Here is a 26,073-nt window from a genome sequence, read left to right on the forward strand (position 1 = left end):
CGCCGGTGTCACGTCATCGAGCGGTGGTCACTCAACGAGGCGCGGGCATGTTCCAGATGATGTCGGCGGTCTGGAAGTCTCCGGATCCCTGGAGGTCACCGACCAGGACGCCGCTCGCGAGAACGGCGAGCGCGAAAAGCGAGCCAAGCAGCCGGCCGGGCTTTCGACGAGACATGGTTGCTCCTGCAGGGGAAGTGTCACGGGGATGGTGGAGGTTCCACGATCGTGCCACAAGGCAGGTACCCAGAAAAGCGGTGCGCGTACCGCCGAGCCGAGCGTCGGCGACGTTCCGCCGTTCGGCCCAGCGGCCACCCCGACAGAGCCCTGATCACGGGGCTGAGTGGGCACTGTGCACTTCGCACATTGCGGATTGCGACCTTCCACGCAATTGGGGGAAGGTCGGGAGTCCGGGCGCACCCGCCTTCACCGTGGGTGACCTCCTGCCCAGGAGGAGGCCCGACCGGACATCGACCACCATACTCGTTCTGCGCCAGCATGCCACAGCTTCTGCCGGCGGCCCGACAAACCTCGTGCGCGGACGGGACCGGACGCCGGTGACCGGCAGAGCCACCGCTGCAAGCACCACCGGTCACAGCCCAACCGGAGCCGCCAACGGCAAGATCGGCCTGCCACAACCGGTCGGTCAACGGCTGGGCGCAGCCGGACTCGGTCAGACGAACGCCAACGGCCCCTCGATCAGCATTCCTGCTGGTCAGGGGCCGTTGACGCTCCTGGCGGTAGAGGATTCAGTGGACCTCGAAGCTGCGGGTGTCGCTGTAGCTGGCCAGGTGGTCGATGTCGGGCGGCATGTGAACCCGGTAGTGGTGGGTGCCCTTCGCGGAGGGCTGGATGGTGAACGAGTAGGCGCCGGTCCACGACAACGCCGTGCTGCTCACCGTGGACCAGCTTCCGTCCACGTAACGCTCCAGGCGCACCGTCTTGCCTGGGTGGGCCGGGGACACGCTGCCCGACAGGGTGACCGAGTCGCCGAGGGGCACGGACGTCTTCGACAGCGTGGCGGTGACGGTGGTCTTCACCCAGACCGTCGTGAGGCTGCTCTCCGAACCCAGGGCGGCCGTCGAGCCGCGGTACTGCCACTTGTAGTCCAGCCCCCACGAGGGCTTGTGGCTGTAGCTCGCCTCGCCTGAGTTGTCAGTGGTCGACGTGGTGATCAACGTCCACTGGCTGGTGCCCTTACGCCTGCCGTAGAGCCGCATCGGAGCGTTCGCGATACGCGCACCGGTGTCCGCGCGCACTGCCGTGCCCGACACCGTCACCGCCGATCCGTGCGCCAGCGACGTGGCGCTGGCCGCGATCGTGGTCGTGCTGCCGAGCAGGGTCACACCCGGTGCGGCCGACAGCTTGCCGTTGCTGTCCTTGACCCACACCGCGAACGTGTACGTCGTACCCGGTGCCAACCCCGTCGCCGTGGCACTGCTGCCCGTGCCCTCGTACACCGCCGTGCCGGCGGTTGGCGACGACGGCGCCGTCGAGCCCGTGGCACTTCGCACGATCACCTGGTCCAGATCTGTGATCGACGGCAGCGTCCAGGACAGCGTGGCCGAGCCGACACCACCGGTCGCCTTGAGATTCGACACCATCGGCGGGCCCTCGACGATGAAGCTGTACGTGGTGACCATGGAGGCGGTGCGGTCAGCCGTGAAGCTGCGGACGCTCAGGACGTACCTGCGGGCGGCCGGCGGTGTCCAGGTCAGCGCCGCGCTGCCATCGGCCTTGGCGGCAACGGTGCCGCCCGATCCGTCGCTGACCCACCATTGGTACGAGGTCGAGCCGGGCATGCGCGGCGTGAAGCTGAAGGTGCCCGGGGCGAGGCGACCGCTGCCGGTCGCCGGGAAGTCGGTCGAGGCGACCCGGGGCCCGTCCGTCACGGTCCAGGTCACGCCGTCCGACTCCGTCTGCACGCCGGCGGCGTTGCGGGCGATGACGGTGACGGCCTTGTAGCCACTTCTGGTCGGGGTGAAGCTGAAGGTGGCGGTGCCGTCGGCGGCCGGCCTGACGACCTGGCTGCTGGCCTCGTCGTAGTGGAGCGTCGCCACGTAGTCGACCACGTCGGCCATCCGGCTGCGGGCCGTGAAGGTCGCCGGCGTGCCCAGGTCGGTGCCGCCGGTGCGGGTCACCGTCGGTGCCGCGCCGTCGACGGAGATCGGTTGCCAGCGCGGATGGGAGAGGGTGCCGTCGGCGCTCCGGCTCTGGATCCGCAGGCCGGCGACGCCGGTCTCGGTGGCCGTCCAGGTCAGGTCGGCGGTGCCGTCCGGCCGGGCCGGAACGGTGATCTTCTCGATCGGCCGCTGCTCCAGGCTCGAGTATTCCGCCCAGTAGACGTACGCCTCGACGTTTGGCATCCGGGGCGCGAGGCGGAAGGCGAGCGACGACCCGATGACCACGCTGCCGCGCGTGTCCCCGGTGAGCGTCGGACCGTTGTCGACGATGAACCGGTAGGCGCGGTCCGCGTGCGCCGTGCCGTCGCGCGTGACGCTGTGCACGTGGAGGGTCTGCCAGCCGCCGCGCGTCGGAGCGATCATGACCGTCGCCTTTCCGGCGGCGTCCGCAGGCACGGTTCCCGATGGTCCGCCCTCGTCGATCCGCCATGCGAACGACGCTGTGCCGGCGACCGTGGCGGTGAACTCGAACGCGCCGGGCACGCCGACGTTGTAGTCGAGGTCCGGAGACAGGTCCTGGTACGCGGCAGAGAAGACCGACGGCCTGGTCTCCTTGACGTAGAACTCGTGGTAGGCCGGCTCTGACGAGTTGCCAGCCCGGTCGATGGCTCGGACGGTGAGCGAGTGGTGGCCGGCAGTTCGCGGGCTCCAGCGGACGGTCGCCGGCCCGCCGAGCCTCTCGGCGTTCACCGTGCCCTCGACGGTGTCTTCCGAGAGCTCGCCCGAGTAGAACCGGTACCGGTAGCTGACCGTATCGGCGGAGGCTGGGGCCAGCGCGAACACGCCGGGGACGCCGATCGCGCCGCTGGCGTTGTCCCAGCTGCCTGCGGGATATTCGGCAGAGGTGACGGTCGGTGCCGGGCCACCGCTGCGGTCGACGGTGAAATGGCACGTGTCGCTCCACGCCGACGCTGCCGCGCCGTCGAGGACCCGCACCCGCCAGGCGTACGTGACGCCGTCGAGCTGCTTCGCCTCGTCCTCGAGCTGGACGTAGACCTCGTTGCTCTGCTCGCCGACGGTGCGGAGCCACTGCTGCGGGTGCTCCGGGTCGGCCACGTCCCAGACCTGGAAGTCGGCCTCCAGATGGGAGCCCGCACCCGTACGGTCGAAGGTGCCCCGCAGCACGACGGCCTGGGCGGCGTTGAGCAAGACCGGGCTCAGGTACGGCCCCGGTGCGGCGGTGGCGCACGACTGGCCGGCGGTCTTCAGGTCAGTGGGTGCGCCCACGGCCGCGGTGGCCGGAGCCGCGGTGAGCCCCACGATCGTTCCGCAGCCAAGTGTCGAGGCCATGATCAGCGCCATGGCACGCTGACGAGCGCGCGGAGCGTTACGCACGTGGTCTCCCCATGATTGACGGGTGGCGATTATCAGCCGCGAAGAGGATCGCATGCCGCCGCGACGGAGGGGTGCCCCGGAGCCGTTGCCCGGCAAGCAGCGCGGGAGGTGCGGCACCGGCGACGTCCGGCAGGAATGCCGCCCTCAGCCGCAGATCCCCCCTTTCCGCGCCCGGCCACATGCTGGTGAGCGCGGCGTCAGCTACGCCCGAGCGGCGGCGAAGCTTGCAAGGAGGCGGGGCTTGCTACGTAGCAAACTTGCCTGCAAGCAGAGTTTCTAGCGGTATCGGACTGCACACACGGAAGCTGGATGCGGATCGAGCGATTCGAACCGGCGATCGGAAAGCTGCAACAGAGGCCAGTAACTCAGTAGATACTGCAAGTGTGGCGTGCATAGAACACCATGTGTGACGTGTGTAGAGTGCACTTCTATAAGCTCAGGTTTGGAAGGTGAGATGCGTTGCACGTTCAACGCATGGAGCTTCCACCGAAGATGTGGTGACCTGTCGTGTAGTGCGAGAGGTTCCCATGCAGGAACGGGCCCCCGCCGTGCCGTCGGAAGCGAAGGCGGGAGCCCGTCGGGCGGTCGGCCTACCTAACTAGCTAGGTGGGCCGACCCCCATCCCCACCCCTGAACATTTCCATGATCAGCGATGCCATGATGGGCGTGCTGAGCTTGAAGAGCCAACTGAGCGCGTCCAGCAGGCGGCGACGCCGGCAGGAATCGTTCCTACGGACCCGACCCCGCGCTTCGCGGGACCTGGGCCTCTTGGGGGACCTGGCCATACTCCACCTCCTCGCGGCGACATAAACGGATCGCCGCCAAGGTTCAGGAGGCGATCGGACCGGTTGCGCGTCGCGGGTCAGTCGAGTCTGACTCGGAAAGAATCATAGCCATACGGTCGGGAATAATTGCAAGCGACACTCCTCGAATTGACGCCAAACTCTGATCTTGGACGGACGATTCTTTGATGTGCCGCGTGGCTCCTTGACCAGGACCAGCATCTCCTGTAGCTGCGCCATTCGCGGTGACGCACTCCACAGCCCCGCTCTAAGCTCTCGCCACTGGGTATAGGCACCGCCATGGCGGATAAGCAAGGGAGCCAGGCTGGCAACGAAGCCATTTGCGGCCGGCGGGCGTGGACGACACGACCGTCGAGGCGCTAGGCAACTTGAGTAAGGCGCTGGAGACGTCTACCGAGTGCGGGGTCACTCGCCGACCGCCGCCCCGAACCCGCTGCTCCCGAGAGCGGCACGATCACGGCCAGGCGGTACGGAAGCCGACGGACCGGCCTAGTCGGCGCTCAGGGCTTCCGACTGCCGCGCCAGTCCAACCCCGGGACTGGCTGCCCCCGGCCTGCCTCCCGTAACCAGCGGCACGCCAGCGCGGAGCCCTCAGCCGGTCCCTACGTGCACGGCCCGCGACAGCCCGGCAAGCACCACCAACACCCACAGGCGCAGCCCAGAGGCGCATTCAGAGGCAAGATCGACCTGCCCACGATCTGCCCACAACCAGTCGTCAACGACTGGACGCAGCCGGACAAACGACAACGGCCCCCGATCAGCATTCCTGCTGGTCAGGGGCCGTTGGTGCACCTGGTGGCGGGTAGAGGATTCGAACCTCTGTAGCTTTCGCGACGGATTTACAGTCCGCTCCCATTGGCCGCTCGGGCAACCCGCCAGGGCACCCCACCGCGTCGTAACGCGGCAGCGGAAGCAAGGATAGCGGCTCCCCCCGGCACCGACGCAACCGGGTACCGTCAGGGGGTCGTACCGCTGGTCAGCGGGGGACGAAGGACCACAGACCGCCGGACAGCAGGAGCATGAGCATGGCAGCGAACCCGTCGTTCGACATCGTGAGCAAGGTCGACCGTCAGGAGGTCGACAACGCTCTCCGCCAGGCGGAGAAGGAGCTCGCGACGCGGTTCGACTTCCGGGGCACCGGCGCCGAGATCTCCTGGTCGGGCGAGGAGGCGATCAGCCTCCAGGCGGAGACCGAGGAGCGGGTGCGGGCGGCGCTGGAGGTCTTCAAGGAGAAGGTCATCAAGCGGAACATCTCGCTGAAGTCGCTGGACGCCGGCGACCCCCGGTCGTCGGGCAAGATCTTCAAGATCGACTGCAAGGTGATCCAGGGCATCGACTCGGACAAGGCCAAGGCCATCAGCAAGAAGATCCGCGACGAGGGCCCGAAGGGCGTCCAGGCCCAGATCCAGGGCGACCAGCTTCGGGTGACCGGCAAGAAGAGGGACGACCTCCAAGCCGTCATCGCGCTGCTCAAGGGCGAGGACTTCGGCGTCGCCCTCCAGTTCACCAACTACCGCTGACGGGTGCCCGGTCGGCCCTGCCACGACAGGGCCGACCGGGCGACGGACGGCCGACCCTGGCAACCCGGGTCGAGAGGACCGCACCGGGTCAGCGGGAGAAGACGAGCAGCAGCACCACCGTCAGGATTGCGCTGATGAGCAGGGAGCCGAGGCAGCCCACCCGGTTCGAGAAGAAGACGAACACGACCGGGTGGTACCCCGCAAAGGCGGCGGGAACCCTGGGGACGTCAGGCGGGCAGCAGCTCTTCGGTGCGTACCGCCGTGGCCTCCGCGCGGGCGATGGGCCCGGCGGGCAGGGCCGCGACCCCGGCCCCGACGGCGACCGCGGCCCCGGCGAAGACGAACGCCCAGGGCACCCCGCCGGCGTGGTCGACGATCAGGCCGGCCACCGCACCGCCGGCGGCGCTCGCCCCCACCGACATGGTGACCACCCAGGTGTACGCCTCGTTCAGCATGCCGGTCGGGGAGACCCGGCCGACCAGGGTGTTCTCCAGGGTCAGGGCGGGCGCGATCATGGCGCCCCCGATCACCAGGGCGGTGCCCAGCGCCACGGGGGTGGGCATCACCGCGAAGACGGCGAAGCTGGCGGCCACCCCGCCGAGCAGCAGCGAGAACTGCCGGGTCATGTTCCGGGCCGGCTTGCGGACACCGAACCAGAAACCGCCCACGGCGCTGCCGACGCCCCAGACGGCCAGCAGCACCCCGGCGAGGCTGTCGGGGTCGTCGGCGGTGTAGGCGGTGGCGAACGCCGGCACGGTCACGCCGGCCGCGCCGAAGGCGATGCCCAGGCTGGCGACGCAGAGGAGCAGGGCCGGGAAGCCGGGCACGCGCAGCGGACCGAGCCCCGTGGTCCGGTGCTCGCGCGGCGGTGGCCGCCAGCCGCGCATCACCCGGCCGAGGGCTACGGCCAGGGTGCCGACCAGGGTCACCACGGCCGCGCCGACCAGCGCGGCCCCGGCGTCGGCGAACAGGATGAAACCGGCGACCAGCAGCGGACCGAGCACGAAGACGATCTCGAAGAGCGTGGTCTCGGCGGCGAGGGCCGTGTTGCGCAGGTGCCACCGGCCCGACGTGGGCGAGGTGAGCTCGTTCCAGGCGCCCCGGATCGCGGCGGTCAGCGGCGGGTAGGTGGCCCCGGCGACGCCGGAGGCCACGAAGACCAGCGTCAGGCTGCCGGCGTCGGAGCGGGCGGACCAGAGCAGGCCGAGCAGGGCGAACGGGTGGGCTATGGCGGTACCGACGAGCACCGGGGTGGGCCCGATCCGGTCGGCGATCCGGCCGGCGACGGGACTCAGCGCGGCGCCGGAGAGGGCGTAGATGGCGCCGGCGACGGCCGCCAGCGAGTAGCGGCCGGTGACCTGTTCGACGACCAGCAGCAGCGCCAGCGGCGTCATGCCGATCCCGAGCCTGCCGATGATGCCGGTGAGCAGCAGCATCGGCGCTCCGGGGATCCGCCAGACGCCCAGGTACTGGCGCAGTGCGGCCACGATCGACCTCCAGGGGATGTAACGAGCGGGGAACCTTTCGACCCTAACGCCGCCGGAGGCGTGGAAGGAACGGTTAACGCGCTCACACGGCGTTCCGCCCGTGTCCGGCGGACCGGACACGGGCGGAAAGGTGATCAGCGCCTCAGCGCTGGAACTGCACGGGGCCGCTGTTCGCGGCCATCCGCTCCAGCCGGGCGACCCGCTCCTCCATCTTGGGGTGGGTGGAGAAGAGCGCCGCCACGCCGCCGCCCTTGAACGGGTTGGCGATCATGAGGTGGGCGGTGCTGGTGAGCTGCCCCTGGGCCGGCAGCGGCCGGCGCTGGGCGCCCATGTGGATCTTCCGCAGGGCGCTGGCCAGGGCCAGCGGGTCCTTCGTGAGCCGGGCGCCGGAGGCGTCCGCCTGGAACTCCCGGCTGCGGCTGATCGCCAGCTGGATGACGGTGGCCGCGATCGGCCCCAGGATGATGGTGAGCAGCAGCACGGCCGGGTTCGGGGAGTCCTCGTCGTCGCCCCCGCCCAGCGGGATGAACCAGGCGATGTTCGCCAGCATGGTGATGATGCCGGCCAGACCGGCCGCCACGCTGGAGATGAGGATGTCCCGGTTGTAGACGTGCGACAGCTCGTGCCCGATCACGCCCCGCAGCTCGCGGTAGTCGAGGATCTCGGTGATCCCCTGGGTGACGCAGACGGCCGCGTGCTGCGGGTTGCGCCCGGTGGCGAACGCGTTGGGCTGCGACGTCGGGCTCACGTAGAGGCGCGGCATGGGCTGCCCGGCCTCGGTGGCCAGCTCGCGGACCATCCGGTACAGCTCGGGGAACTGTGCCTCGCTGACCGGTTGCGCCCGCATCGAGCGCAACGCGAGCTTGTCGGAGTAGAAGTAGGTGACGCCGTTCATGACCAGCGAGACGACGACGGCGATGACCAGGCCGCCACTGCCGCCGAACCAGTAGCCCACCGCCAGGATCAGCGAGGTGAGCAGGCCGAGCAGCGCGGCGGTCTTCAGACGGTTGTGGTGCACGATCACTCCTTCGGTGCAGCACGGATCGCGCGGGATCCGCTGACCGGTTCAACAACCCGGTACCCGTCAACCATCCGTCTCATGGCTGTGAGTTGCCTGGGATGTCCGAAGTGCCCGTCGGGACTACCGCCCCGAAAGGCGGGTAGGCCGCCCCGACGAGGTTGCCGCGTCAGCGGACGGCGACGTCGAGCACGAGCTGCGGGGCGAAGCCGAGCACCAGCGCCGCCGCCGTCGCCACGGCCAGCACCACGCCGACCGTCCGGGCCCGCACGGGGACCACGGCCGGGGCGCCGCCGGGCCCGACGCCCGGCGCGGCGGCCCCGCCCACCGGGGCGGCCGGCCCGTCGGCCGGCGCGGCCCACAGGGTGGCGGTGAGGCGCAGGTAGTAGGCGAGGCCGATCACCGCGTTCACGGCCACCACCACGGCGAGCCAGCCCGCGCCACCGTCCAGCAGCGAACGGACCACTGTCACCTTCGCGAAGAGGCCGGCCAGGCCCGGCGGCAGGCCGGCGAGCCCGATCAGCGCCAGCCCGAGCGCCGCCGCCCGCCACGGGTGTCGCCGGGCCGCCCCGCGCAGGTCGTCGACCGTGCCGCCGTCCGCGCCCGCCGGGCGCAACGCCACCACGGCCGCGAAGGCCGCCAGCTCCAGCACCACGAAGAAGACGGCGTACGCGACGGCGGCCGCGTACGCGGCGGTGCGGGCGTCGGCGGTGCGCCCCGAGGCCAGCGCCAGCGCGCCGAGCGGGGCGAGGATGTAGCCGGCCTGGGCGACCGAGGACCAGGCGAGCAGCCGGACCGTACGCCGCTGGCGCAGCGCCACCAGGTTGCCGACGGTCATCGTCAGCACCGCGAGCAGGGCGAGCACCGGGCCGGTCACGTCGGCCGGCAGCGCGTGCTGCACCACGGCGAGCAGGGCCACCACGCCGCCCAGCTTCGAGGCGGTGGACAGGTACGCGGCCACCGGCAGCGGCGCGCCGTCGTAGGCGGCCGGCGCCCAGGCGTGGAACGGCACCGCCGCCACCTTGAACGCCAGCCCCAGCACCACCAGCGCCACGGCGGCCGTGGTGAGCGGCAGGTCCAGCAGGTCCGGCCGGTCGGCGAGGATCGCGCCGATCCGGCCCAGGTGCAGCCCGCCGGTGGCCGCGTAGAGCAGCGCCGCCCCGAGCAGCGTCAGCGTGGTGGCGACCACGCTGACCACGAAGAAGGTGACGGCCGCCTCGGCGCTGGCCAGGCTGTCCCGGCGCAGCCCGACGAGGACGTACAGCGGGAGGGTGAGCGTCTCCAGCGCCACGATCAGGGTGATCAGGTCGCCGGCCGCGCCGAGCACCACGCCGCCCGTCATGGAGCAGGCGAGCAGGAAGCAGTACTCCCCCGCCGGCGACTGCCCCGCCCGCAGCAGCGGGCCGGACAGCGCGAGCACGCCGAGGGTCAGCAGCGCGACGACGACGGCGACCAGGGCGGCCCGGCCGCCGAAGACGTACGAGCAGTCGGGGCCGACGCAGAACGTCCGCCGTTCGTTACCGGCACCGACCAGGGCCGCGCCGAGCGCCGTGGCCGTCGCGCCGACCGCAGCCGTCGCCAGCGTGACCCGGGCACGGGCCACCAGCAGGTCGGCGAGCAGCACCAGCACGGCCGTGCCGGCGGCCAGGTACGCCGGGAGCAGCGCCACGTTGTCGACGCTCTGCACCACGCTCATGCCGGCACCCCCTCACGTCCGTACCGTCGGCCCGGTTCGCTCACCGCAGCACCTCCACGAGGGCGTCGACGGGGGCCTCGGCGACGCCGAGCACCAGGGTCGGGGCCAACCCGACCGCGAGGGCGAGCAGCACCAGCGGCGCCCACGCGACCAGTTCCGCGCCGGCCAGGCCGGGGGTGAGCCGCCCGACCGCCGGGCTGGGCCGCCCGTGCGTCACCCGGCGCAGCAGCCGCAGCAGGTACGCCGCGGTGAGCGCCCCGCCGATTGCCGCCAGCACGCCCAGGGTGGTCCAGAGCGCCCGGCCCACCTCCACGGCCGCGACCACGGCGAACGCCTCGCCCCAGAAGCCGGCCAACCCGGGCAGACCGAGCGAGGCGACGGCGGCGAAGCCGAGCAGCCCGGCGAGCCGGGGAGCGGTCTCCCGCAGCCCGGACAGCTCGTCCAGCGACCCGGTGTGCGTACGGTCCTTGATCGCGCCGGCGAGGAAGAAGAGCAGGCCGGTGATCACCCCGTGCGCGACGTTGCCGATCAGGGCCGCCTGGATGCCGGTGGTGGTGAGCGTGGCGACCCCGAGCAGCACGAAACCCATGTGTCCGACGCTGGAGTACGCGATCAGCCGCTTCAGCTCGCGCTGGGCGAGGCAGACCAGCGACCCGATCAGGATGGCCGCCACCGCCAGCACGCCGAGCACCGGGGCGGCCCAGCGGGCGCCCTCCGGGGCCACCCCGACCGCGATCCGGATCAGCCCGTACGTGCCCATCTTGAGCAGCACCCCGGCGAGGACCACGCTGCCGACGGTGGGCGCCTGCGTGTGTGCGTCGGGCAGCCAGGAGTGCAGCGGCCAGAGCGGGCTCTTCACCGCGAAGGCCAGCGCGAGCAGCGTGAACGCCGCGAGCTGGGTGCCCCGGGACAGCCCCGTCCCCCCGGTGAGCGCCACCACGTCGGCCGTCCCGGCGGCGGCCACCACCACGTAGACGCCGACCAGTAGCAGCACCGAGCCGAGCAGCGTGTAGAGGGCGAACTTGCGGGCCGCCCGCCGCCGGTCCGCGCCGCCCCAGCCCGCGATGATCGCGTACATGGGGAGCAGGACGACCTCGAAGAAGACGAAGAAGAGCACGAGGTCGAGGGCGAGGAAGGTGCCGAGGATGCCGACCTCGACGACCAGCAGCAGGGCCACCAGCGCCCGCCCGCTGCCGCCGTCGGGCACCTTCCACAGGGTGTAGGCGCAGCAGAGCAGGGTGAGCAGGGCGGTCAGCACGACCAGCGGCCAGGAGATGCCGTCCACCCCGAGGTGGAAGCGCAGGTCCAGGCCGGGCACCCAGGGCAGGTCGAGCCGGTGCCACGGGCGCACGGCGGGGGTGTCGGCCGCGTACGTGGTCCGGCCGCGGTCGCCGAGGAAGAGCAGCGCGGCGGCCACCAGGGTCAGCGCGGCGACGGCCGTGCCGACCGCCCGGGCCGCGCGGTCCCGGGGCGTCGCCGCCACCGCCAGCGCGCCGAGCGCCGGCAGCGCCAGCACCGCCACCAGCAGGAACTCCCCCGTGGTCATGCGGAAACTCCGATCACGACGGCCGCCAGGCCGATCAGCAGCGCCCCGGCCAGCACGCCGACCGCCGCGCGGTGCAGCGCCGCGCGGTGCAGCGCCGCCAGACCGCCGCCGAGGCCGAGCGCGGCCCGGCCGCTGCCCTCGACCGCGCCGTCCACCACCACCTCGTCGGCGGTACGCGTCGCGCGCGCCAGCGCCTTCGTCGGGCGTACTACCAGGGCACGCTGGGCGTCGTCGAGCCGGAACGCGGCGGCGAAGACCGGCCGCAGCGGACCCAGCGCGGTCGCCGGGTCGGCGGCCGGGTCCCGCCGCCAGCGGAGCCAGGCGAGCCCCGCCCCGGCGGCCAGCAGCGCCAGCGGCAGCAGCAGTTCCGGGCCGACGTGGATCAGCAGGTGCTCCCCGGCCGGCGCGCCGGAGGCGGGCGTCAGCAGCAGCCGGCGGGCGAAGGCCTGGACGAAACCGGCGAGGCCGAGCAGGGCGGCCGGCACGGCGAGCAGCAGCAGCGGCCAGCGCATCACGGCGGGCGGGTCGTGCGGGTGGGCCAGCGGCATCCGCGCCTCGCCGAGGAAGGTGCGCAGCAGCAGGCGGGTGGCGTACCAGGCGGTGACCGCGACGCCGACCAGCCCGGCCAGCCAGACCAGCCAGCCGACCCAGACCGGGGCCGGACCGGTCCCGTGCAGGGCGGCTTCCTGGGCGACGGTCAGCACGCCGTCCTTGCTCCAGAAGCCCGACAGCGGCGGCACCCCCGCCAGGGCGCCCAGCCCGACCACCGTGCACCAGAAGGTGACCGGCATGCCCCGGCGCAGCCCGCCCATCCGGGACATCAGCGTGGTGCCCACCGCGTGGATCACCGCGCCGGCGGCGAGGAAGAGCAGCGCCTTGAAGGCGGCGTGGGTGAGCAGGTGGAACAGCGCGGCGGGCGGCGAGCCGACCGCGAGCGCGCCCGTCATGTAGCCGATCTGCGAGACCGTCGACCAGGCCAGCACGCGCTTGAGGTCGTCCTGGGCGGTGGCGGCGAACGCGCCGAGCAGCAGGGTGACCGAGGCCATGACGCCGAGCACGGCCAGCGCCACCGGGGTCGCCTCGAACAGCGGGTAGAGCCGGGTCACCGCGTACACGCCGGCGGCGACCATGGTGGCGGCGTGGATCAGCGCCGAGATCGGCGTCGGGCCGGCCATCGCGTCGGGCAGCCAGGTGTGCAGCGGGAACTGGGCGCTCTTGCCGGCCACCCCGGCCAGCAGCAGCAGGCAGGCGGCGGTCAGGGTGCCGGCGGCGTGGTCGTGGGCGAGCACGTCGGCGATCCGGAAGCTGCCGGCAGAGACGCCGAGCAGCGCGATGCCGAGCAGGAAGCCGACGTCGCCGACCCGGGTCACCAGGAACGCCTTCATCGCGGCGGCCGGCGGCTCCGGCAGCCGGCGGTCGTGGGCGATGAGCAGGTAGGAGCAGATGCCCATCACCTCCCAGCCGACCAGCAGCAGGATCAGGTCGCCGGCGACCACCACGAGCAGCATGGCGGCGGTGAAGAGGCTGATCTGCGCCGCGTACGGCGGGTAGCGGTGGTCGGTGTCGACGTCGTCGTGCGGGCCCCGCCGCAGGTAGCCGACCGAGTAGACCTGCACGGCCAGCGCCACCGCGGCGACCGCGACGGCGACCAGCGCGGCGGCGGAGTCCAGCCGCACCCCGAGGCTCACGGTCAGCCCACCCAGGTCCACCCAGGTGGTGGACGCCTCGGCGGGCCGGTCGAGGCTGACCAGCAGGGCGACGGCGAGCGCCAGCGCACCGGCCGCCCCGGCCACGCCGAGCGCGATCGCCACCCGCCGGGCCCGGTCGCCGCCGGTCCGGGGCCCGTCGGCGTCGCGCGGGGCCGGCGGCAGCAGCAGGCCGAGCAGACCCGCCACCAGCGGTACGGCCGGCAGCAGCGCGCCGAGCAGGGTGGTCGTGCTCACCGTTCCCCCTCCGGGCGCTCGGTCAGCGGCACCTCGTCGACGGCGACGGTGGTCCGCAGCCGGTAGAGCTGGAGCACGATCGCCAGGCCCACCCCGATCTCGGCGGCGGCCAGCACGATCACGAAAAGCGCGAAGACCTGCCCGCCGTGCGGCAGTTGCGCGCGCACGGTGGTGTCGGCGGTGACCAGGATCAGGTTGACCGCGTTGAGCATCAGCTCGACGGCCATCAGCACCAGCACCGCGTTGCGCCGGCGCAGCACGCCGTAGACGCCGAGGCCGAACAGCAGCGCGGCGGTGACGTACGGGATGACGGGTCTCACCGCGACCGCCCGCCGTCGTCGTCCGGACCTCCGTCGGCGACGGCCGCGCCCGACCGTCCGGCGCCCGGCCCGCCGGTGCGGGACCGGTCGGTGTCCGGCCCACCGGTCCTCGGCCGGCCGATGTCGGGACGGGAGATCACGATGGCGCCGACCAGGGCGGACAGCAGCAGCACCGAGAGCACCTCGAAGGGGAGCACCCAGCTACGGAAGATCTGGTCGCCCAGGCGTTCCGCGGTGCCCGCCTCGGGCAGCTCCACGGCCGTCCACCGGTACGCGTCGACCAGCAGGGCGGCCAGCCCGAGCCCGGTGCCGCCGCCGACCAGCGCCGCCGCCCAGCCGGGCCGGTCCAGGTCGTCGGAGGCGCCGATCGGGGCGCGGGTGAGCATCACCGCGAAGAGCAGCAGCACCACCACCGCGCCGACGTAGATCAGCACCTGCACCCAGGCCACCAGCTCGGCGGTGAGCACCAAATACATCCCGGCCAGCGCGCCGAGGCAGAGCACCAGGTAGAGGCCGGCCCGGACCAGGTGCCGCGTCGCCACCACCAGCACCCCCGAACCGACCGCCAGCGCGCCGAGGGCGAGCAGCAGCACGTCCGCACCGGTCATGCGCCGGCCTCGGACTCGGGGCGTACGGGCGGGGCGGCGGGACGGGCGGCGGGCGCGGCCGGGACCGCGGCCTTGCGCGCGGCGGCGGTCTCCTCCTTCGCCGGCTCACCGTTCGGGTCATGCGCGGGCGGCGGCGGCACGGTGCCCATCCACTGCCCGAGGTGGTCCTTGTCGTGCAGCAGGTCCTTGATGTCGTACTCGGAGTATTCGAACTCCGGCGACCAGTAGAGGGCGTCGAAGGGGCAGACCTCCACGCAGATGCCGCAGTACATGCAGAGCGAGAAGTCGATGTCGAACTTGTCGAGCACGTTGCGCTGGCGGGGGCGGGCGGCGCCGGGCACCGCCACCTCCTCCTTGTGCGAGTCGATGTAGATGCACCAGTCCGGACACTCCCGGGCGCAGAGCATGCAGACCGTGCAGTTCTCCTCCAGCAGCGCGATCACCCCGCGCGAGCGGGGCGGCAGCTCGGGGGCGACGTCCGGGTACTGCTGGGTGGTCGAGCGGCGCGTCATCGTCTTCAACGTGACCGCGAGCCCCTTCACCAGGCCCGCGCCCGGCAGGCCACGGTCTCCGCCGGCGCCGCCCGGCTCGCTGCGCTCGCTGCGGTCGGTCATGCCGACCATCCTGCCCTGTGGCCGCGGCGCGCGCGACCACCACCCAGGGTCTGCCGGCGGTACGGTGAGGCGGGGAGAACGACGCACCGGAAAGGGCTCGCCATGACCGCCGCGCTGCAGGGCGACTATCCGCCGCCGGGCGAGTGGACGGCCGACGACCTCGACCGCCTGCCCGACGACGGCCGCCGCCACGAACTCCTGGACGGAAACCTCATCATGTCGCCCTCCCCCACGCGACTCCACCAGTCGATCGCACTGATGCTCGGTGCGGCTCTTCAGGAGACCTGCCCGCCCGACCTCGACGTCACGCAGGGTGTCGAGGTGCGGCTCTCCCGCACCCGGGCCTTCATCCCCGACGTGCTGGTCACGGAGCTGGACGCGGCCTCGCGCAACCCCTCGCACTACCGGCCCCACGAGGTGATGCTGGTGGTCGAGATCGTCTCCGAGGGATCGCGGAGCATCGACCGGGTGCTCAAGCCCGCGCTCTACGCCGAGGCGGACATCCCCTACTTCTGGCGGATCGAGACCGAGTCGGGGATCGTCGTGCACGCCCACAAGCTCGACCCGGCCAAGCGGGTCTACGTCGAGCAGGCCCGGATGACCGACGGCATCCTCGTCCCGGAGCCGTGGGAGATCGACATCCCGCTCGCCAGGATCACGCCCCGGTCGCGCTGATCCCGCCCGCCGCGGGCGGGAGCATCTCGACGCCGAGCTGCTGGAGGAGCTGGAACAGCTCGTTGCAGCTCCACACGTCGATGATCCGGCCCGCGTCGTCGAAGCGCAGGAAGCTCGCCCCCGAGTAGCTGACCACCTGCCCGGTCGGCGGCACCGGGCCGAACGGCCCGGCCTGGGTGCCGGCCGCCCGCCAGTGCACCGCCACCCGGTCCCCGGCGGCCACCACGTCCACGATCTTGTAGCGCAGGTCGGGGAAGGCCGCGCGGCGTTCCCGGTGCCACGCCAGCGTCGCCTCCGGGCCGGCCCCGCCGAGCCCCGGGCACTCCGGCCCGACCAGCTCGTACGCGGACTCCTCCCGCCGGGCGTTCCACACGTCGGCGATGAAGCGCCGCGCCGCCGCCTCCACATCGATCATCGCGGCAGCCTATCCGCCGGCCGGGGCCGAGCTTGGGCGGCGGAGTCGGCACTCGGCGCGCCGGAGGGCGGCGCAGCCGCCATGATGGGACGAGGGACGGGCGACGACGGAGGGGCGGGCATGGGCGGCACGACCGAAGGCGGCACGACCGGAGGCGGCGCGGCGGGCGGCGGCGCGCCGGCGCACGCGGGCGGCACCGCCAGCGGCGGCGACGAGGTGCTGATGCGGACGGGCGGCAGGTACGTCGAGCCGGGCCGCGAGTTCACCCGGGACCAGCGCTACATCGCCACCCGGATCACCGCCGACGCCCGCGACGGCTGGCCGGTGGAACCCGGCCGGTACCGACTGGCGGTCAGCCGCGCCTGCCCCTGGGCGAACCGGCTGATCATCGTCCGGCGGCTGCTCGGGCTGGAGGACGCGATCTCGCTGGCGGTGGCCGGCCCGACCCACGACAAGCGGAGCTGGACGTTCGACCTCGACCCGGGCGGGCGCGACCCGGTGCTCGGCATCGAGCGGCTGGCCGAGGCGTACTTCGCCCGCTTCCCCGGCTACGAGCGGGGCATCACCGTGCCGGCGATCGTGGACGTGCCGTCCGGTCAGGTGGTCACCAACGACTTCGGGCGGATGAGCCTCGACCTCTCCACCGAGTGGACGGCGTACCACCGCGACGGGGCGCCCGACCTCTACCCGGAGCGGCTGCGCGACGAGATCGACGAGGTGAGCGCGCTGCTATTCCGGGACGTCAACAACGGCGTCTACCGGTGCGGCTTCGCCGGCGACCAGGCGGCGTACGAGAAGGCGTACCACCGGCTGTTCGACCGGCTGGACTGGTTGGGCGAGCGGCTGGCGGGGCAGCGTTACCTGGTCGGGGACACCATCACCGAGGCGGACGTGCGGCTGTTCACCACGCTGGTCCGCTTCGACCCGGTCTACCACGGGCACTTCAAGTGCAACCGGAGCAAGCTGACCGAGATGCCGGTGCTCTGGGCGTACGCCCGGGACCTGTTCCAGACGCCGGGCTTCGGCGACACGGTCGACTTCGACCACATCAAGCGGCACTACTACGAGGTGCACCGGGACATCAACCCGACCGGGATCGTGCCGCTCGGCCCGGACCTGGCGAACTGGCTGACCCCGCACGGCCGGGAGGCCCTCGGCGGCCGTCCCTTCGGCGACGGCACCCCGCCCCCGCCGCCCCCGCCCGCCGAGCGCGTCGACCCCGCCCACACCCCGCTGCGCTGACCGCGCGCCCTACAGCGCGACGCGGACGGCGGCGGTGAGGACCAGCTGGCCCAGGGAGACGGGGACCAGGACCAGCCAGCAGAGGCGCTGGAGCTGGTCCTCGCGCAGGCGGGGGTAGGACACCCGGAGCCAGATGATCAGGAACGAGACGGCGAAGACCTTCAACAGGGTCCACAGCCAGCCGAGCTGCGCGTCGGCGAACGGGCCCTGCCAGCCGCCGAGGAAGAGCACGGTGGTGAGCGCGGCGATCACCACGATGCCGACGTACTCGGCGAGCAGGAAGAACGCGAAGCGCAGGCCCGTGTACTCCGTCATGTAGCCGAAGACCAGCTCCGAGTCGGCGACCGGCATGTCGAACGGCGGGCGGCGGATCTCGGCGAGCCCGGCGAGGAAGAAGACGACCATGGCGGGGGCCTGCCAGAGCAGCCACCACGGCTGCCACGCCTCGACGATGCCGGAGAGGCTGAGCGTGCCGGCCGCCATCGCCACCGACGCGGCGGCCAGCACCAGCGGCAGCTCGTAGCCGAGCAGCTGGGCCGCCCCGCGCAGGCCGCCGAGGAGGCTGTACTTGTTGGCCGACGCCCACGCCGACATCAGCACCGCCACGACGCCCACGCCCACGACGGCCAGCACGAAGAACAGGCCGATGTCCAGCGGCTGCCCGACCAGGTCGTTCGGGCCGAGCGGGATCACCAGCAGGACCAGCAGGTAGGGCACGAGGGCGACCGCCGGAGCGAGCCGGAAGACCGCCCGGTCCGCCTCCCGGGGCGTGACGTCCTCCTTCTGCACGAACTTCACACCGTCGGCGACCAGCTGGGCCCAGCCGTGGAAGCCGCCCGCGTACATCGGGCCGAGCCGGCCCTGCATGTGCGCCATCACCTTGTGCTCGGCCTGCCCGACCAGCAGCGGCAGGGTGAGGAAGGCGACGAGCACGCCCCCCACCCGGATGACCAGCTCCAACCACAGTGGCATCAGGGCGTACCTCCGTCGTCGCCGGAACCCTCCGACGCGGCCGGCCCCTCCGGCGCGGGCCGGTCCGCCGGCGGGTCGGAGCGGACCGGCCGGTCGCCGGGCGCGCCGGGCGGCGGGCTGGCGTCGGCGGGTCCGGTAGCCGCCGGGTCGGCCGGTGCCGGGCCGTCGGCGGTGGCGGCGGGCCGGGCGGTACGGGGTGGGCGGGCCCCCGGGGCCGGCCGGGCGGGCCGCTCCCGGGCCGGGCGGGCCGGCGTGCCGCCGCGCGGCCCCTCCCCGACCCCGCCCGCGCCGGCAGGTGTCGGCGTCGTCCCCCACTCCCCCGGCGCGGGTACGCCCGGCGGGCGGATCGGCCGGCGCCCGCCGCCGGCCTCGGACTCGCCCGGTTCCTTCGCGCCCGGCCAGGGCTTCGCCACCCGGGAGGCGAGCACGAACTCCTTGCGCAGCGGGTGCCCCTCGAACTCGGGCGGCAGCAGCAACGGCGCCAGCCCGGCGTGGCCGGGAAAGTCGATGCCGAACATCTCGTGCGTCTCCCGCTCGTGCCATGCGGCACCCGGGTAGACGTCGACCACCGTGGCGACCACCGGGGCCTCCCGGGGCACCCGGGTGCGCAGCAGGAGCCCGTGCCGGCGGGTGGTGGACCAGAGGTGCGCCACCACGTCGAAGCCGCCGGCGAGCTCGTCGACGGCGGAAAGCCAGTCGAAGTAGTCGCAGGCCAGCTCCGCGTCGTCGCGGGCCGCGCGGAGCGCGTCCGGCCAGTTCACCGGCGGCACGTCGACGGTGGCGCGGGCGTGCGCCTGGCCGCCGGAGACCGACGGGGTCACCTCGGCGGGCGCGAGCAGCGCCGCCATCCGCTGCCCGACCTCTTCCGGAGTCATGCCGCTGATCCTAGGTGCTGCCCCGCGCCCCCCACCCAACCGAACGCCCCACCGGCTCCCGCCACCCCACCTCGCCACCCGGTCGATCATGCAGCCGTGTGCCCGGTCCGACCCGGTACGCAACCTCCGTCCCCCACCACAACTGCATGATCGCGAGGGCGGGGAGGCCGGGCGGTTCTGGGGCTTTGGCGGCGGGGGGACGGGCGGCGGGGAAGGATGAGGTCGTGCGCGCTGTGACTGTCAACCCGGGTGTCGCCGACTCCCTGCGGCTGGTCGACGATCATCCGGAGCCGCCGCCCGAGGAGGGCGCGATCCTGGTCGAGGCACTGGCGGTGGGGATCTGCGGCACCGACCACGAGATCATCGCCGGCGAGTACGGCGAGGCGCCGCCCGGCGCGGACCGGCTGGTGCTGGGGCACGAGTCGCTGGGCCGGGTGCTGGAGGACCCGTCGGGCACGCTGCAACCCGGCGACCTGGTGGCGGGCGTCGTCCGGCACCCCGACCCGGTGCCCTGCCCGAACTGCGCGGTCGGCGAGTGGGACATGTGCCGCAACGGTCGGTTCACCGAGCACGGCATCAAGGCCCTGCCCGGCTTCGCCCGGGACCGCTGGCGGCTGCAACCCCGGTTCGCCGTGGGACTGGACCGGGCCCTCGCCCCGGTCGGCATGCTGCTGGAGCCGACCAGCGTGGTGGCGAAGGCGTGGGAGCACATCGAGCGCATCGGTGCCCGCGCCGAGTGGCAGCCGCAGACCGTACTGGTCACCGGGGCCGGGCCGATCGGCCTGCTGGCCGCGCTGCTGGCCACGCAGCGCGGGCTCGCCGTGCACGTGCTGGACCGCAACACCACCGGGCCGAAGCCGGACCTGGTCCGGGCGCTCGGGGCGACCTACCACACCGTGTCCGTCTGCGAGCTGGACTTCGAGCCGGACGTGGTGCTGGAGTGCACCGGGGCGCCGGTCGTCGTCCTCGACGTGATGTACAAGATCGCGCCGACCGGCATCGTCTGCCTGACCGGCGTCTCCAGCGGCGGGCGGACCATCGACCTCGACGCCGGGGCGCTCAACCGCGCGCTCGTGCTGGAGAACAATGTGGTGTTCGGCTCGGTGAACGCCAACCGCCGGCACTGGGACCTCGCCGCAGCGGCGCTGGCCCGCGCCGACCGGTCGTGGCTCGACTCGCTGATCACCCGCCGGGTGCCGGTGGAGGCGTACGCCGAGGCGTACACCTCCGAGCCGGACGACATCAAGGTGGTGCTGGAGTTCGGCTCCTGACTTCCGCTCAGAGGCCGGGCAGCCGGCCGTTGCGGAACAGGTCGACGAAGAGCTGGTGGTCCTGCCGGGCGCGGACGCCGTACGCGTGGGCGAAGTCGACCAGGTGCGCCACGAAGCCCACCTCGTCGGCGTCCACCGCCGCGACGATCGCCTCCTCGGTGGAGTAGTCGACCAGGTCGTGGCTGGACTCGTCGTCGGCCACCGAGTGCATCCGGGCGACGGCCCGGCCCAGGTCGGCCAGCACGCCGGCCAGCTCCTCCGGCTCGTTCACGTCGGCCCAGTCGAGGTCGGCCGCGTACGGGGAGACCTCGGCGACGAGCTGGCCGGCACCGTCCAGCTCGGTGAAGCCCAGCCACGGGTCGGCGTGCGCCTGGAGGGCGCGCTGCGACTCGGCGGTGCGGTGCCCCTGGTGCTGGAAGTAGCCCGCGACCGTCTCGTCGGCGATGTGCCGGGCCACCGCCGGCACCTGGGCCTGCTTCATGTAGATGACGACGTCGTTCTCCAGCGCCTGGGTGTGCCCCTCCAGCAGCAGGTTGTACGACGGCAGCCCGGCCGAGCCGATGCCCACGCCCTTGCGCAGCACCACGTCCTTGATGTGCGTGGCGACGGGACGGAACTGGGCGGAGGAGGCGGGCAGCGTGCCGAGGTAGTCCTCGAACGCGGCGCAGACCCGCTCCCGGGTCTCGGCGTCGATCTCGTAGACGCCGTCGCCCAGCGAGAACCGGCGTTCGTAGTTGTCGATGGTGGTCTGCGTGGCGAGCAGGTCGACCCGGGTGTTGAGCCGCGCCTGCTGGAGCACCCGGCGGAGCACCCCGTCGGCGTTGTCCAGGGTGATCGAGCCGATCGCGTCGTCGCCGCCGGCCGCGATGGCGCGCAGCTCGGTCAGGTACGACCCCGCGAAGCCGGCGACGAGGTCGCTGATCGCCCGGTCCGAGAGCGCCTTGGCGTAGCCGAGCAGCGCCACGCTGGCCGCCAGCCGCTTCAGGTCCCAGCTGAACGGCCCCACGTACGCCTCGTCGAAGTCGTTGACGTTGAACACGAGCTGCCCGGACGCGTTCATGTACGTGCCGAAGTTCTCCGCGTGCAGGTCGCCGTGGATCCACACCCGGCTGGTCCGGTCGTCGAGGAACCGGTCGTCGGCGAAGTCGCCGACCTGGTCGGCGTAGAAGAGCGAGGCGCTGCCCCGGTAGAAGGCGAACGGCGACGCGGCCATCTTGCGGAACTTGCGCCGGAAGGCGGCCGGGTCGAGAGCCATCGACGCGCCGAACTCCTCGGTGAGCACGTCGACGATGTGGGCGGAACGCTGGTCGGCGGAGTGGTTCATGGTGCGCAGGCTAGCCCCCGCCGGCCAACCGGGACCCTCGTCCGACCGGACGGTACGGCTCAGGTGGTGGGCGGGCGGACCGGCGGGGCGGTCAGCGACTCCGCCGAGCGCGGCGGCACGCCGGTGGAGCCGGCGTCGGCCGGCGGGGCGTCGACCGGCGGGGCGAGCGCGTCCGGCCGGGGCACGCCGCCGATCCCGGACTGCTCGGCGGCGATCTTCTCCTGGAGGCGCAGGATGCCGTGCAGCAGCGCCTCGGGGCGGGGCGGGCAGCCGGGCACGTAGACGTCGACCGGGATGAGCTGGTCGACGCCCTTGGTCACCGAGTACGAATCCCAGTAGGGGCCGCCGCAGTTGGAGCACGCGCCGAACGAGATGACGTACTTCGGCTCGGGCATCTGGTCGTAGAGCCGCTTGATCGCGGGGGCCATCTTGTCGGTGACCGTCCCGGAGACGACCATGAGGTCTGCCTGCCGGGGCCCGTGCGCGAACGGGATCACGCCGAGGCGCATGAAGTCGTGCCGGCCCATGCTGGTGGCGATGAACTCGATCGCGCAGCAGGCCAGGCCGAAGTTGAAGACCCAGAGCGAGTAGCGGCGGCCCCAGTTCAGCACGAACCGGATCGGCTCACCGAGCACTCCCGGCACCTGCACGACCGCCCCCTTCCCGAGCACCGCCACCAGTCAACCACAGCCCGCGGCGGCCCCGGTCGACCCGTCGACGGCCCGTCCCGCCGTCGGATCCACGACCACGCCAGCCGCAACCGGCCGCAGCCCGGTGGAGTGTTACCGCCGCCAGACACCCACGGTGGCTCGAACGGGGAGGGACAGTGACAGTGACGATGGGGGCCCGCGCCAACGAACCACCTCCGACGGTCGACGCGCCGGCCGGCGGGGGCGGGGCGGCGATCACCTTCGACGACTTCTACCACGCGCACTTCCGCAGCGTGACCGCGCAGCTCTGCGCGTACACCGGAGACCTGGGCCAGGCCCAGGACCTGGCCCAGGAGGCGTTCTGCCGGGCGCTCGCCCGGTGGGACCGGCTGGTCCGCTACGACGACCCGGTGGCCTGGATCCGGCGGGTGGCCTGGAACCTCGCCCGCAGCCGGTGGCGTCGACTGCGTACCGCCCGGAGCCACCTGCTGCGGCAGCGGCGGGTGGAGACGCAGGTGCCGGGCCCGACGCCGGACCGGGTGGCCATCGACAGGGCGCTCGCGGCGCTGCCCGAGAAACACCGCCGGGCCGTCGTCCTGCACTATCTCGCCGACATGTCCGTCGCCCAGATCGCCGTCCAGGAGGGGGTGGCCGAGGGAACGGTCAAGTCGTGGCTGCACCGGGGCCGCGCCGTCCTGGCCACCCTGCTCGACGAGAACCCGGAGGGAGTCGGTCATGCCTGAGCAGGACCCGCTGCGGGCGCGCTTCGCCGCGTACCGCGGAGACGTGACGGACCGGATCGACGGTCCGGGCCCGGACGCGGCCCGGCGTACGCTGCGGCGTCGCCGCCGCGCCACCGTCGCGACCGGGGCGCTCGCCGTCGCGCTGGTGGTGACCCCGATCGCCGCCGTCGCGGCGCTGCGGGAGACCCCGCCGCCGGGACCGCCGGCGGCCACGCCGACGGCCGACCCGACCTGGTCCCCGTCGCCCGAGCCCTCGCCCGACGCGTCGCGGTCACCGTCGGCACCGACCGCGCCGGACGGCCGGATCACCGAGCGGCAGCTGCGTGCCGCCGCGCTCGACCTGCCGGCCTGGGCCGGCCGCAACTGCGCCGACACCACGCGGATCACCCTGCTGCCGGCCACCACGACGGAGGTGGACCGGCCGTACGTGATCAGCGTCACGCACGGCGACGTCGACGCCGACGGCGCCACTGAGACGCTGGCCCTGCTCGGCTGCCGCATCGGCGAGGCGTCGGCGAAGCAGGTGGTCGCCTTCGACCGGGACCCCGCCGGGCGGATCGTCACGCTGGGGCGGGTGGCCCGGACGCACGAGAAGGGTGACGGCGGCTTCGAGGACGTCCGCGCCGTCGCCGTGGCCGACGGGAAGGTCCGCGTCCAGGTCGCCGACATCCAGCCCTGTTGCAGCATCCCGGCGTACTGGGCGCGACAGCAGTGGCGGACGTACGGCTGGGACGGCGAGCGGTTCGCCCAGACCGGCGGTCCGACCACCTGGGGCCGGGACTCCCGCCTCACCGACCTCGCGATCTCGGCCGGGCCGCTCGTCCTCGGCCCGGCGGACCAGCTCGGCCGGCGGCCGGCCACGGTGACGTTGACCGTGACCAACCGGGGACCGGTCGACGCGGACCACGTCGCCTTCCACGAGCTGGAGGGCGTCGGCACGCCGGACGGCGGCGACTGGGACCGGTGCGAGCCGGCCCGGGGACGGTCGGACTGGCCGCCGTGCCTGACCGACGGGGTGCCGGTCGGGGAGCGCCGGAGCTGGACCTTCCGTTTCCGCGTCGGACCGGAGGGTCCCGGGGCGGACGTGTCGGCCCGGGTGGTCCACCACGGCGCCGATCACCGCCACTGGCCGGACCTCGCACCCGGCAACAACCAGGTCGACGTCCGCGTGGACAGGTGATCCGGCGGCGGCGTCCACCCTGCCGGGTGGACGCCGCCGCTCACCAGGTGGGACGTTGCAGCAGGCCGACGAACTCCACCAGCAGGCGTTCCCGCAGCGCTGGCGGCGCGGCGTCGAGCAGGGTGTTCACCACCGCCATCCGCCCCGGCGGCGAACCCACGGGTCCGGCGGCGTCGTCGGGACCGGCGGGACCGGCGGGACCGGCCGCGTCGGCGGCACCGGCCGCTCCGGCGGCACCGGCCGCTCCGGCGGCACCGGCCGCTCCGGCGGGGGTGGGGCCGGTCAGGCCCAGGCCGGCGGCCAGGCCCGCGACCAGGTCCGGGGTGAGCGCGTCGGGGGTGAGTGTGGTCGCGAGCGCGAGCAGCTCGGCGGGGAGCGTCACCGGCCCGGCGGCCCGGGTGGCGGCCACGGCGTCGGCCAGGTCCGGGCCGAACTCGGCCACCCGCGGCGCCACCGCCGCGGTCACCGTCAGGTGCACGCTCGGCGGCAGGTCGGCGTACGACAGCTGCGGCTGGGTGTGCCAGCCCCGGGCGGCCAGCTCGTCGACCAGCACGAAGAGGTCGAGGCCCGGATCGGTGGCGGTGAAGCAGACGACGGTCGACTCCGGCTCGGCCATCAGACGCAGCCCGTCGACCGCGCGGACGGCGTCGGCGAGGCCGGCGACGGCGTCCCGCGTGGCCGCCGCGAGCCGCAGGTACCCGTCGTCGCCGAGGTGCCGCAGGGTGGCGTACGCGGCGGCGATCGGCCCACCGGAGCGGGTGGAGGCGATGACCGGGTTGACCATCGTGTAGCCGGGCCAGTCCGCGTACGCGAAGTACTGCGGGGCGCGCAGCGCCGGATCGCGGTGCAGCAGCACCGACACGCCCTTCGGGGCGTACGCGTACTTGTGCAGGTCCACCGAGATCGAGGTGACCCCCGCGACCGCGAAGTCGAACGGCGGCACGTCCGCCCCGAGGCGGCGCAGGTACGGCAGGGTCCAGCCCCCGAAGCACGCGTCCACGTGGCAGCGCACCCCGGCGGCGGCGGCCGCTCCGGCGATCTCGGCGACCGGGTCGACCACGCCGTGCGCGTACGAGGGGGCGGAGCAGGCCACCAGCACGGTCTCCGGGCCGATGGCGGCGGCCACGTCGGCGGCGGCCGGCCGCAGCGTCGCCGCCGACACGGGCACCGTGTCCACGGCGACCCGCAGGTAGTGCGCCGCCTTGGCGAACGCGGCGTGCGCGCTGGCCGGCACCACGATCCGGGGCACGGCGATCTCCGGGTGGGCGTCCCGGGCGGCCTTGACCGCGAGGATCAGCGACTCCGTGCCGCCGCTGGTGACGCTGCCGACGACGTCCGGCGCGGCGCTGCCGGGGCCGCCGCCGAGCAGCCGGGCGGCCGCACCGACCAGCGCGTTCTCCATCGCCAGCAGCGACGGGAAGGCCGTCGGGTCGAGCCCGTTGACGTGGGCGCTGCCGGCATACGCGGCGGCGGCCAGCTCGTCCAGCCCCGGCACCGCCGGGTCGTAGACGTACGCGAACAGCCGCCCCCCGTGCGTGGGCCGGTCGGCGCCCCGCAGCGCCGACACCTCCGCCAGCACCCGCTCGGCGGGCAGCCCGTTGCCGGGCAGGGCCCGCCGGTCAGCTTCGTCGTCGATCATGGAGTCGTGGTGCCCTT

At 73.3% G+C, this 26,073-nt stretch carries 21 protein-coding genes, 1 tRNA gene and 1 pseudogene; 6 read left to right on the forward strand and 17 right to left on the reverse strand.

Annotated features, from left to right (window positions below):
- Positions 1-31: 31 nt before the first annotated feature.
- The 3 genes from DER29_RS34255 to DER29_RS24120 all read right to left on the reverse strand — a co-directional run bounded on the left by DER29_RS34255 (position 32) and on the right by DER29_RS24120 (position 5,195).
- A complete protein-coding gene (locus tag DER29_RS34255) occupies positions 32-175 on the reverse strand; it encodes a hypothetical protein (RefSeq protein ID WP_158619077.1) in 144 nt (47 codons plus the stop codon).
- 571 nt (positions 176-746) lie between these two features.
- Positions 747-3,515: a fibronectin type III domain-containing protein gene (locus DER29_RS24115; protein ID WP_158619078.1), complete on the reverse strand. Its 2,769-nt coding sequence runs from the start codon at positions 3,513-3,515 to the stop codon at positions 747-749.
- A 1,596-nt stretch (positions 3,516-5,111) separates the two neighbouring features.
- Positions 5,112-5,195, reverse strand: a tRNA-Tyr gene (locus DER29_RS24120).
- Between the two features lie 148 nt (positions 5,196-5,343).
- On the opposite strand from DER29_RS24120, the gene DER29_RS24125 reads away from it, so the two are divergent.
- A complete protein-coding gene (locus tag DER29_RS24125; protein WP_089003198.1) occupies positions 5,344-5,838 on the forward strand; it encodes a YajQ family cyclic di-GMP-binding protein in 495 nt (164 codons plus the stop codon).
- Positions 5,839-6,065: 227 nt separating this feature from the next.
- On the opposite strand, the gene DER29_RS24130 is transcribed toward DER29_RS24125, so the two are convergent.
- The 8 genes from DER29_RS24130 to DER29_RS24165 form a co-directional block, all read right to left on the reverse strand.
- A complete protein-coding gene (locus DER29_RS24130; protein WP_121399904.1) occupies positions 6,066-7,325 on the reverse strand; it encodes an MFS transporter in 1,260 nt (419 codons plus the stop codon).
- A gap of 142 nt (positions 7,326-7,467) precedes the next feature.
- Positions 7,468-8,343 carry a zinc metalloprotease HtpX gene (gene htpX, locus DER29_RS24135; RefSeq protein ID WP_121400158.1) on the reverse strand — a complete coding sequence of 292 codons (876 nt, stop codon included), beginning with the start codon at positions 8,341-8,343 and terminating at the stop codon, positions 7,468-7,470.
- 169 nt (positions 8,344-8,512) lie between these two features.
- Positions 8,513-10,039: an NADH-quinone oxidoreductase subunit N gene (locus tag DER29_RS24140; RefSeq protein ID WP_121399905.1), complete on the reverse strand. Its 1,527-nt coding sequence runs from the start codon at positions 10,037-10,039 to the stop codon at positions 8,513-8,515.
- 40 nt (positions 10,040-10,079) lie between these two features.
- Complete coding sequence (locus DER29_RS24145; RefSeq protein WP_121399906.1) at positions 10,080-11,585, reverse strand: NuoM family protein; 1,506 nt, start codon at positions 11,583-11,585, stop codon at positions 10,080-10,082.
- The gene (locus DER29_RS24150) at positions 11,582-13,528 is read right to left on the reverse strand and encodes an NADH-quinone oxidoreductase subunit L (protein WP_121399907.1); all 1,947 of its coding nucleotides are present in this window, start codon (positions 13,526-13,528) and stop codon (positions 11,582-11,584) included. The genes DER29_RS24145 and DER29_RS24150 overlap by 4 nt, the downstream gene beginning before the upstream one ends.
- A complete protein-coding gene (gene nuoK, locus DER29_RS24155) occupies positions 13,525-13,848 on the reverse strand; it encodes an NADH-quinone oxidoreductase subunit NuoK (protein ID WP_121399908.1) in 324 nt (107 codons plus the stop codon). The genes DER29_RS24150 and nuoK overlap by 4 nt, the downstream gene beginning before the upstream one ends.
- A complete protein-coding gene (locus DER29_RS24160) occupies positions 13,845-14,456 on the reverse strand; it encodes an NADH-quinone oxidoreductase subunit J (RefSeq protein ID WP_121399909.1) in 612 nt (203 codons plus the stop codon). The genes nuoK and DER29_RS24160 overlap by 4 nt, the downstream gene beginning before the upstream one ends.
- Positions 14,453-15,079 carry an NADH-quinone oxidoreductase subunit I gene (locus DER29_RS24165; protein WP_121399910.1) on the reverse strand — a complete coding sequence of 209 codons (627 nt, stop codon included), beginning with the start codon at positions 15,077-15,079 and terminating at the stop codon, positions 14,453-14,455. The genes DER29_RS24160 and DER29_RS24165 overlap by 4 nt, the downstream gene beginning before the upstream one ends.
- A 93-nt stretch (positions 15,080-15,172) precedes the next feature.
- Between DER29_RS24165 and DER29_RS24170 the strand changes: the two genes are divergently transcribed.
- Complete coding sequence (locus DER29_RS24170; RefSeq protein WP_121399911.1) at positions 15,173-15,745, forward strand: Uma2 family endonuclease; 573 nt, start codon at positions 15,173-15,175, stop codon at positions 15,743-15,745.
- Here the strand turns inward: DER29_RS24170 and DER29_RS24175 are convergent.
- Positions 15,726-16,160, reverse strand: a complete 435-nt coding sequence (locus DER29_RS24175) for an ester cyclase (protein ID WP_121399912.1) — start codon at positions 16,158-16,160, stop codon at positions 15,726-15,728. The two genes, DER29_RS24170 and DER29_RS24175, sit on opposite strands and share 20 nt — an antisense overlap.
- 222 nt (positions 16,161-16,382) lie before the next feature.
- Here DER29_RS24175 and DER29_RS24180 point away from each other — a divergent pair, with 222 nt between their 5' ends.
- Positions 16,383-17,402, forward strand: a complete 1,020-nt coding sequence (locus DER29_RS24180) for a glutathione S-transferase family protein (protein WP_121400159.1) — start codon at positions 16,383-16,385, stop codon at positions 17,400-17,402.
- Between the two features lie 9 nt (positions 17,403-17,411).
- Here DER29_RS24180 and DER29_RS24185 read toward each other — a convergent pair whose 3' ends face one another.
- Positions 17,412-18,374 carry a complex I subunit 1 family protein gene (locus tag DER29_RS24185; RefSeq protein ID WP_121399913.1) on the reverse strand — a complete coding sequence of 321 codons (963 nt, stop codon included), beginning with the start codon at positions 18,372-18,374 and terminating at the stop codon, positions 17,412-17,414.
- Positions 18,375-18,652: 278 nt separating this feature from the next.
- Positions 18,653-19,249 (reverse strand): annotated as a pseudogene (locus DER29_RS24190) (NADH-quinone oxidoreductase subunit C); the annotation flags it as partial.
- A gap of 224 nt (positions 19,250-19,473) precedes the next feature.
- Here DER29_RS24190 and DER29_RS24195 point away from each other — a divergent pair.
- On the forward strand, positions 19,474-20,520 hold the full coding sequence (locus DER29_RS24195; protein WP_121399915.1) for a glucose 1-dehydrogenase: 1,047 nt from the start codon (positions 19,474-19,476) through the stop codon (positions 20,518-20,520).
- 7 nt (positions 20,521-20,527) lie between these two features.
- On the opposite strand, the gene DER29_RS24200 is transcribed toward DER29_RS24195, so the two are convergent.
- Positions 20,528-21,844 carry a DUF2252 domain-containing protein gene (locus tag DER29_RS24200; protein WP_121399916.1) on the reverse strand — a complete coding sequence of 439 codons (1,317 nt, stop codon included), beginning with the start codon at positions 21,842-21,844 and terminating at the stop codon, positions 20,528-20,530.
- A 59-nt stretch (positions 21,845-21,903) separates the two neighbouring features.
- Positions 21,904-22,494 carry an NADH-quinone oxidoreductase subunit B gene (locus DER29_RS24205; RefSeq protein WP_121400160.1) on the reverse strand — a complete coding sequence of 197 codons (591 nt, stop codon included), beginning with the start codon at positions 22,492-22,494 and terminating at the stop codon, positions 21,904-21,906.
- Between the two features lie 176 nt (positions 22,495-22,670).
- Here DER29_RS24205 and DER29_RS24210 point away from each other — a divergent pair, with 176 nt between their 5' ends.
- Entirely contained in the window at positions 22,671-23,237 is a 567-nt protein-coding gene (locus DER29_RS24210) for a SigE family RNA polymerase sigma factor (RefSeq protein ID WP_233600117.1), read from the forward strand.
- Positions 23,230-24,417 (forward strand): hypothetical protein, encoded by a 1,188-nt coding sequence (locus DER29_RS24215; RefSeq protein WP_121399918.1) that lies wholly within the window; start codon positions 23,230-23,232, stop codon positions 24,415-24,417. The genes DER29_RS24210 and DER29_RS24215 overlap by 8 nt, the downstream gene beginning before the upstream one ends.
- A gap of 40 nt (positions 24,418-24,457) precedes the next feature.
- On the opposite strand, the gene DER29_RS24220 is transcribed toward DER29_RS24215, so the two are convergent.
- Positions 24,458-26,056, reverse strand: coding sequence for an aminotransferase class V-fold PLP-dependent enzyme (locus DER29_RS24220; protein WP_121399919.1), 1,599 nt, complete (start codon positions 26,054-26,056; stop codon positions 24,458-24,460).
- Positions 26,057-26,073 lie beyond the last annotated feature (17 nt).

This window comes from Micromonospora sp. M71_S20, assembly GCF_003664255.1.
GTDB lineage: Bacteria > Actinomycetota > Actinomycetes > Mycobacteriales > Micromonosporaceae > Micromonospora.

What these genes read in the sequence shown, in the direction of transcription:
- DER29_RS34255 (WP_158619077.1), bottom strand. Translation starts at nt 175, where the DNA reads ATGTCTCGTCGAAAGCCCGGCCGGCTGCTTGGCTCGCTTTTCGCGCTC.
- DER29_RS24215 (WP_121399918.1), top strand. Translation starts at nt 23,230, where the DNA reads ATGCCTGAGCAGGACCCGCTGCGGGCGCGCTTCGCCGCGTACCGCGGA.
- DER29_RS24220 (WP_121399919.1), bottom strand. Translation starts at nt 26,056, where the DNA reads ATGATCGACGACGAAGCTGACCGGCGGGCCCTGCCCGGCAACGGGCTG.
- DER29_RS24145 (WP_121399906.1), bottom strand. Translation starts at nt 11,585, where the DNA reads ATGACCACGGGGGAGTTCCTGCTGGTGGCGGTGCTGGCGCTGCCGGCG.
- DER29_RS24180 (WP_121400159.1), top strand. Translation starts at nt 16,383, where the DNA reads ATGCGGACGGGCGGCAGGTACGTCGAGCCGGGCCGCGAGTTCACCCGG.
- DER29_RS24200 (WP_121399916.1), bottom strand. Translation starts at nt 21,844, where the DNA reads ATGAACCACTCCGCCGACCAGCGTTCCGCCCACATCGTCGACGTGCTC.
- DER29_RS24140 (WP_121399905.1), bottom strand. Translation starts at nt 10,039, where the DNA reads ATGAGCGTGGTGCAGAGCGTCGACAACGTGGCGCTGCTCCCGGCGTAC.
- DER29_RS24160 (WP_121399909.1), bottom strand. Translation starts at nt 14,456, where the DNA reads ATGACCGGTGCGGACGTGCTGCTGCTCGCCCTCGGCGCGCTGGCGGTC.
- DER29_RS24165 (WP_121399910.1), bottom strand. Translation starts at nt 15,079, where the DNA reads ATGGTCGGCATGACCGACCGCAGCGAGCGCAGCGAGCCGGGCGGCGCC.
- DER29_RS24125 (WP_089003198.1), top strand. Translation starts at nt 5,344, where the DNA reads ATGGCAGCGAACCCGTCGTTCGACATCGTGAGCAAGGTCGACCGTCAG.
- DER29_RS24185 (WP_121399913.1), bottom strand. Translation starts at nt 18,374, where the DNA reads ATGCCACTGTGGTTGGAGCTGGTCATCCGGGTGGGGGGCGTGCTCGTC.
- DER29_RS24170 (WP_121399911.1), top strand. Translation starts at nt 15,173, where the DNA reads ATGACCGCCGCGCTGCAGGGCGACTATCCGCCGCCGGGCGAGTGGACG.
- DER29_RS24175 (WP_121399912.1), bottom strand. Translation starts at nt 16,160, where the DNA reads ATGATCGATGTGGAGGCGGCGGCGCGGCGCTTCATCGCCGACGTGTGG.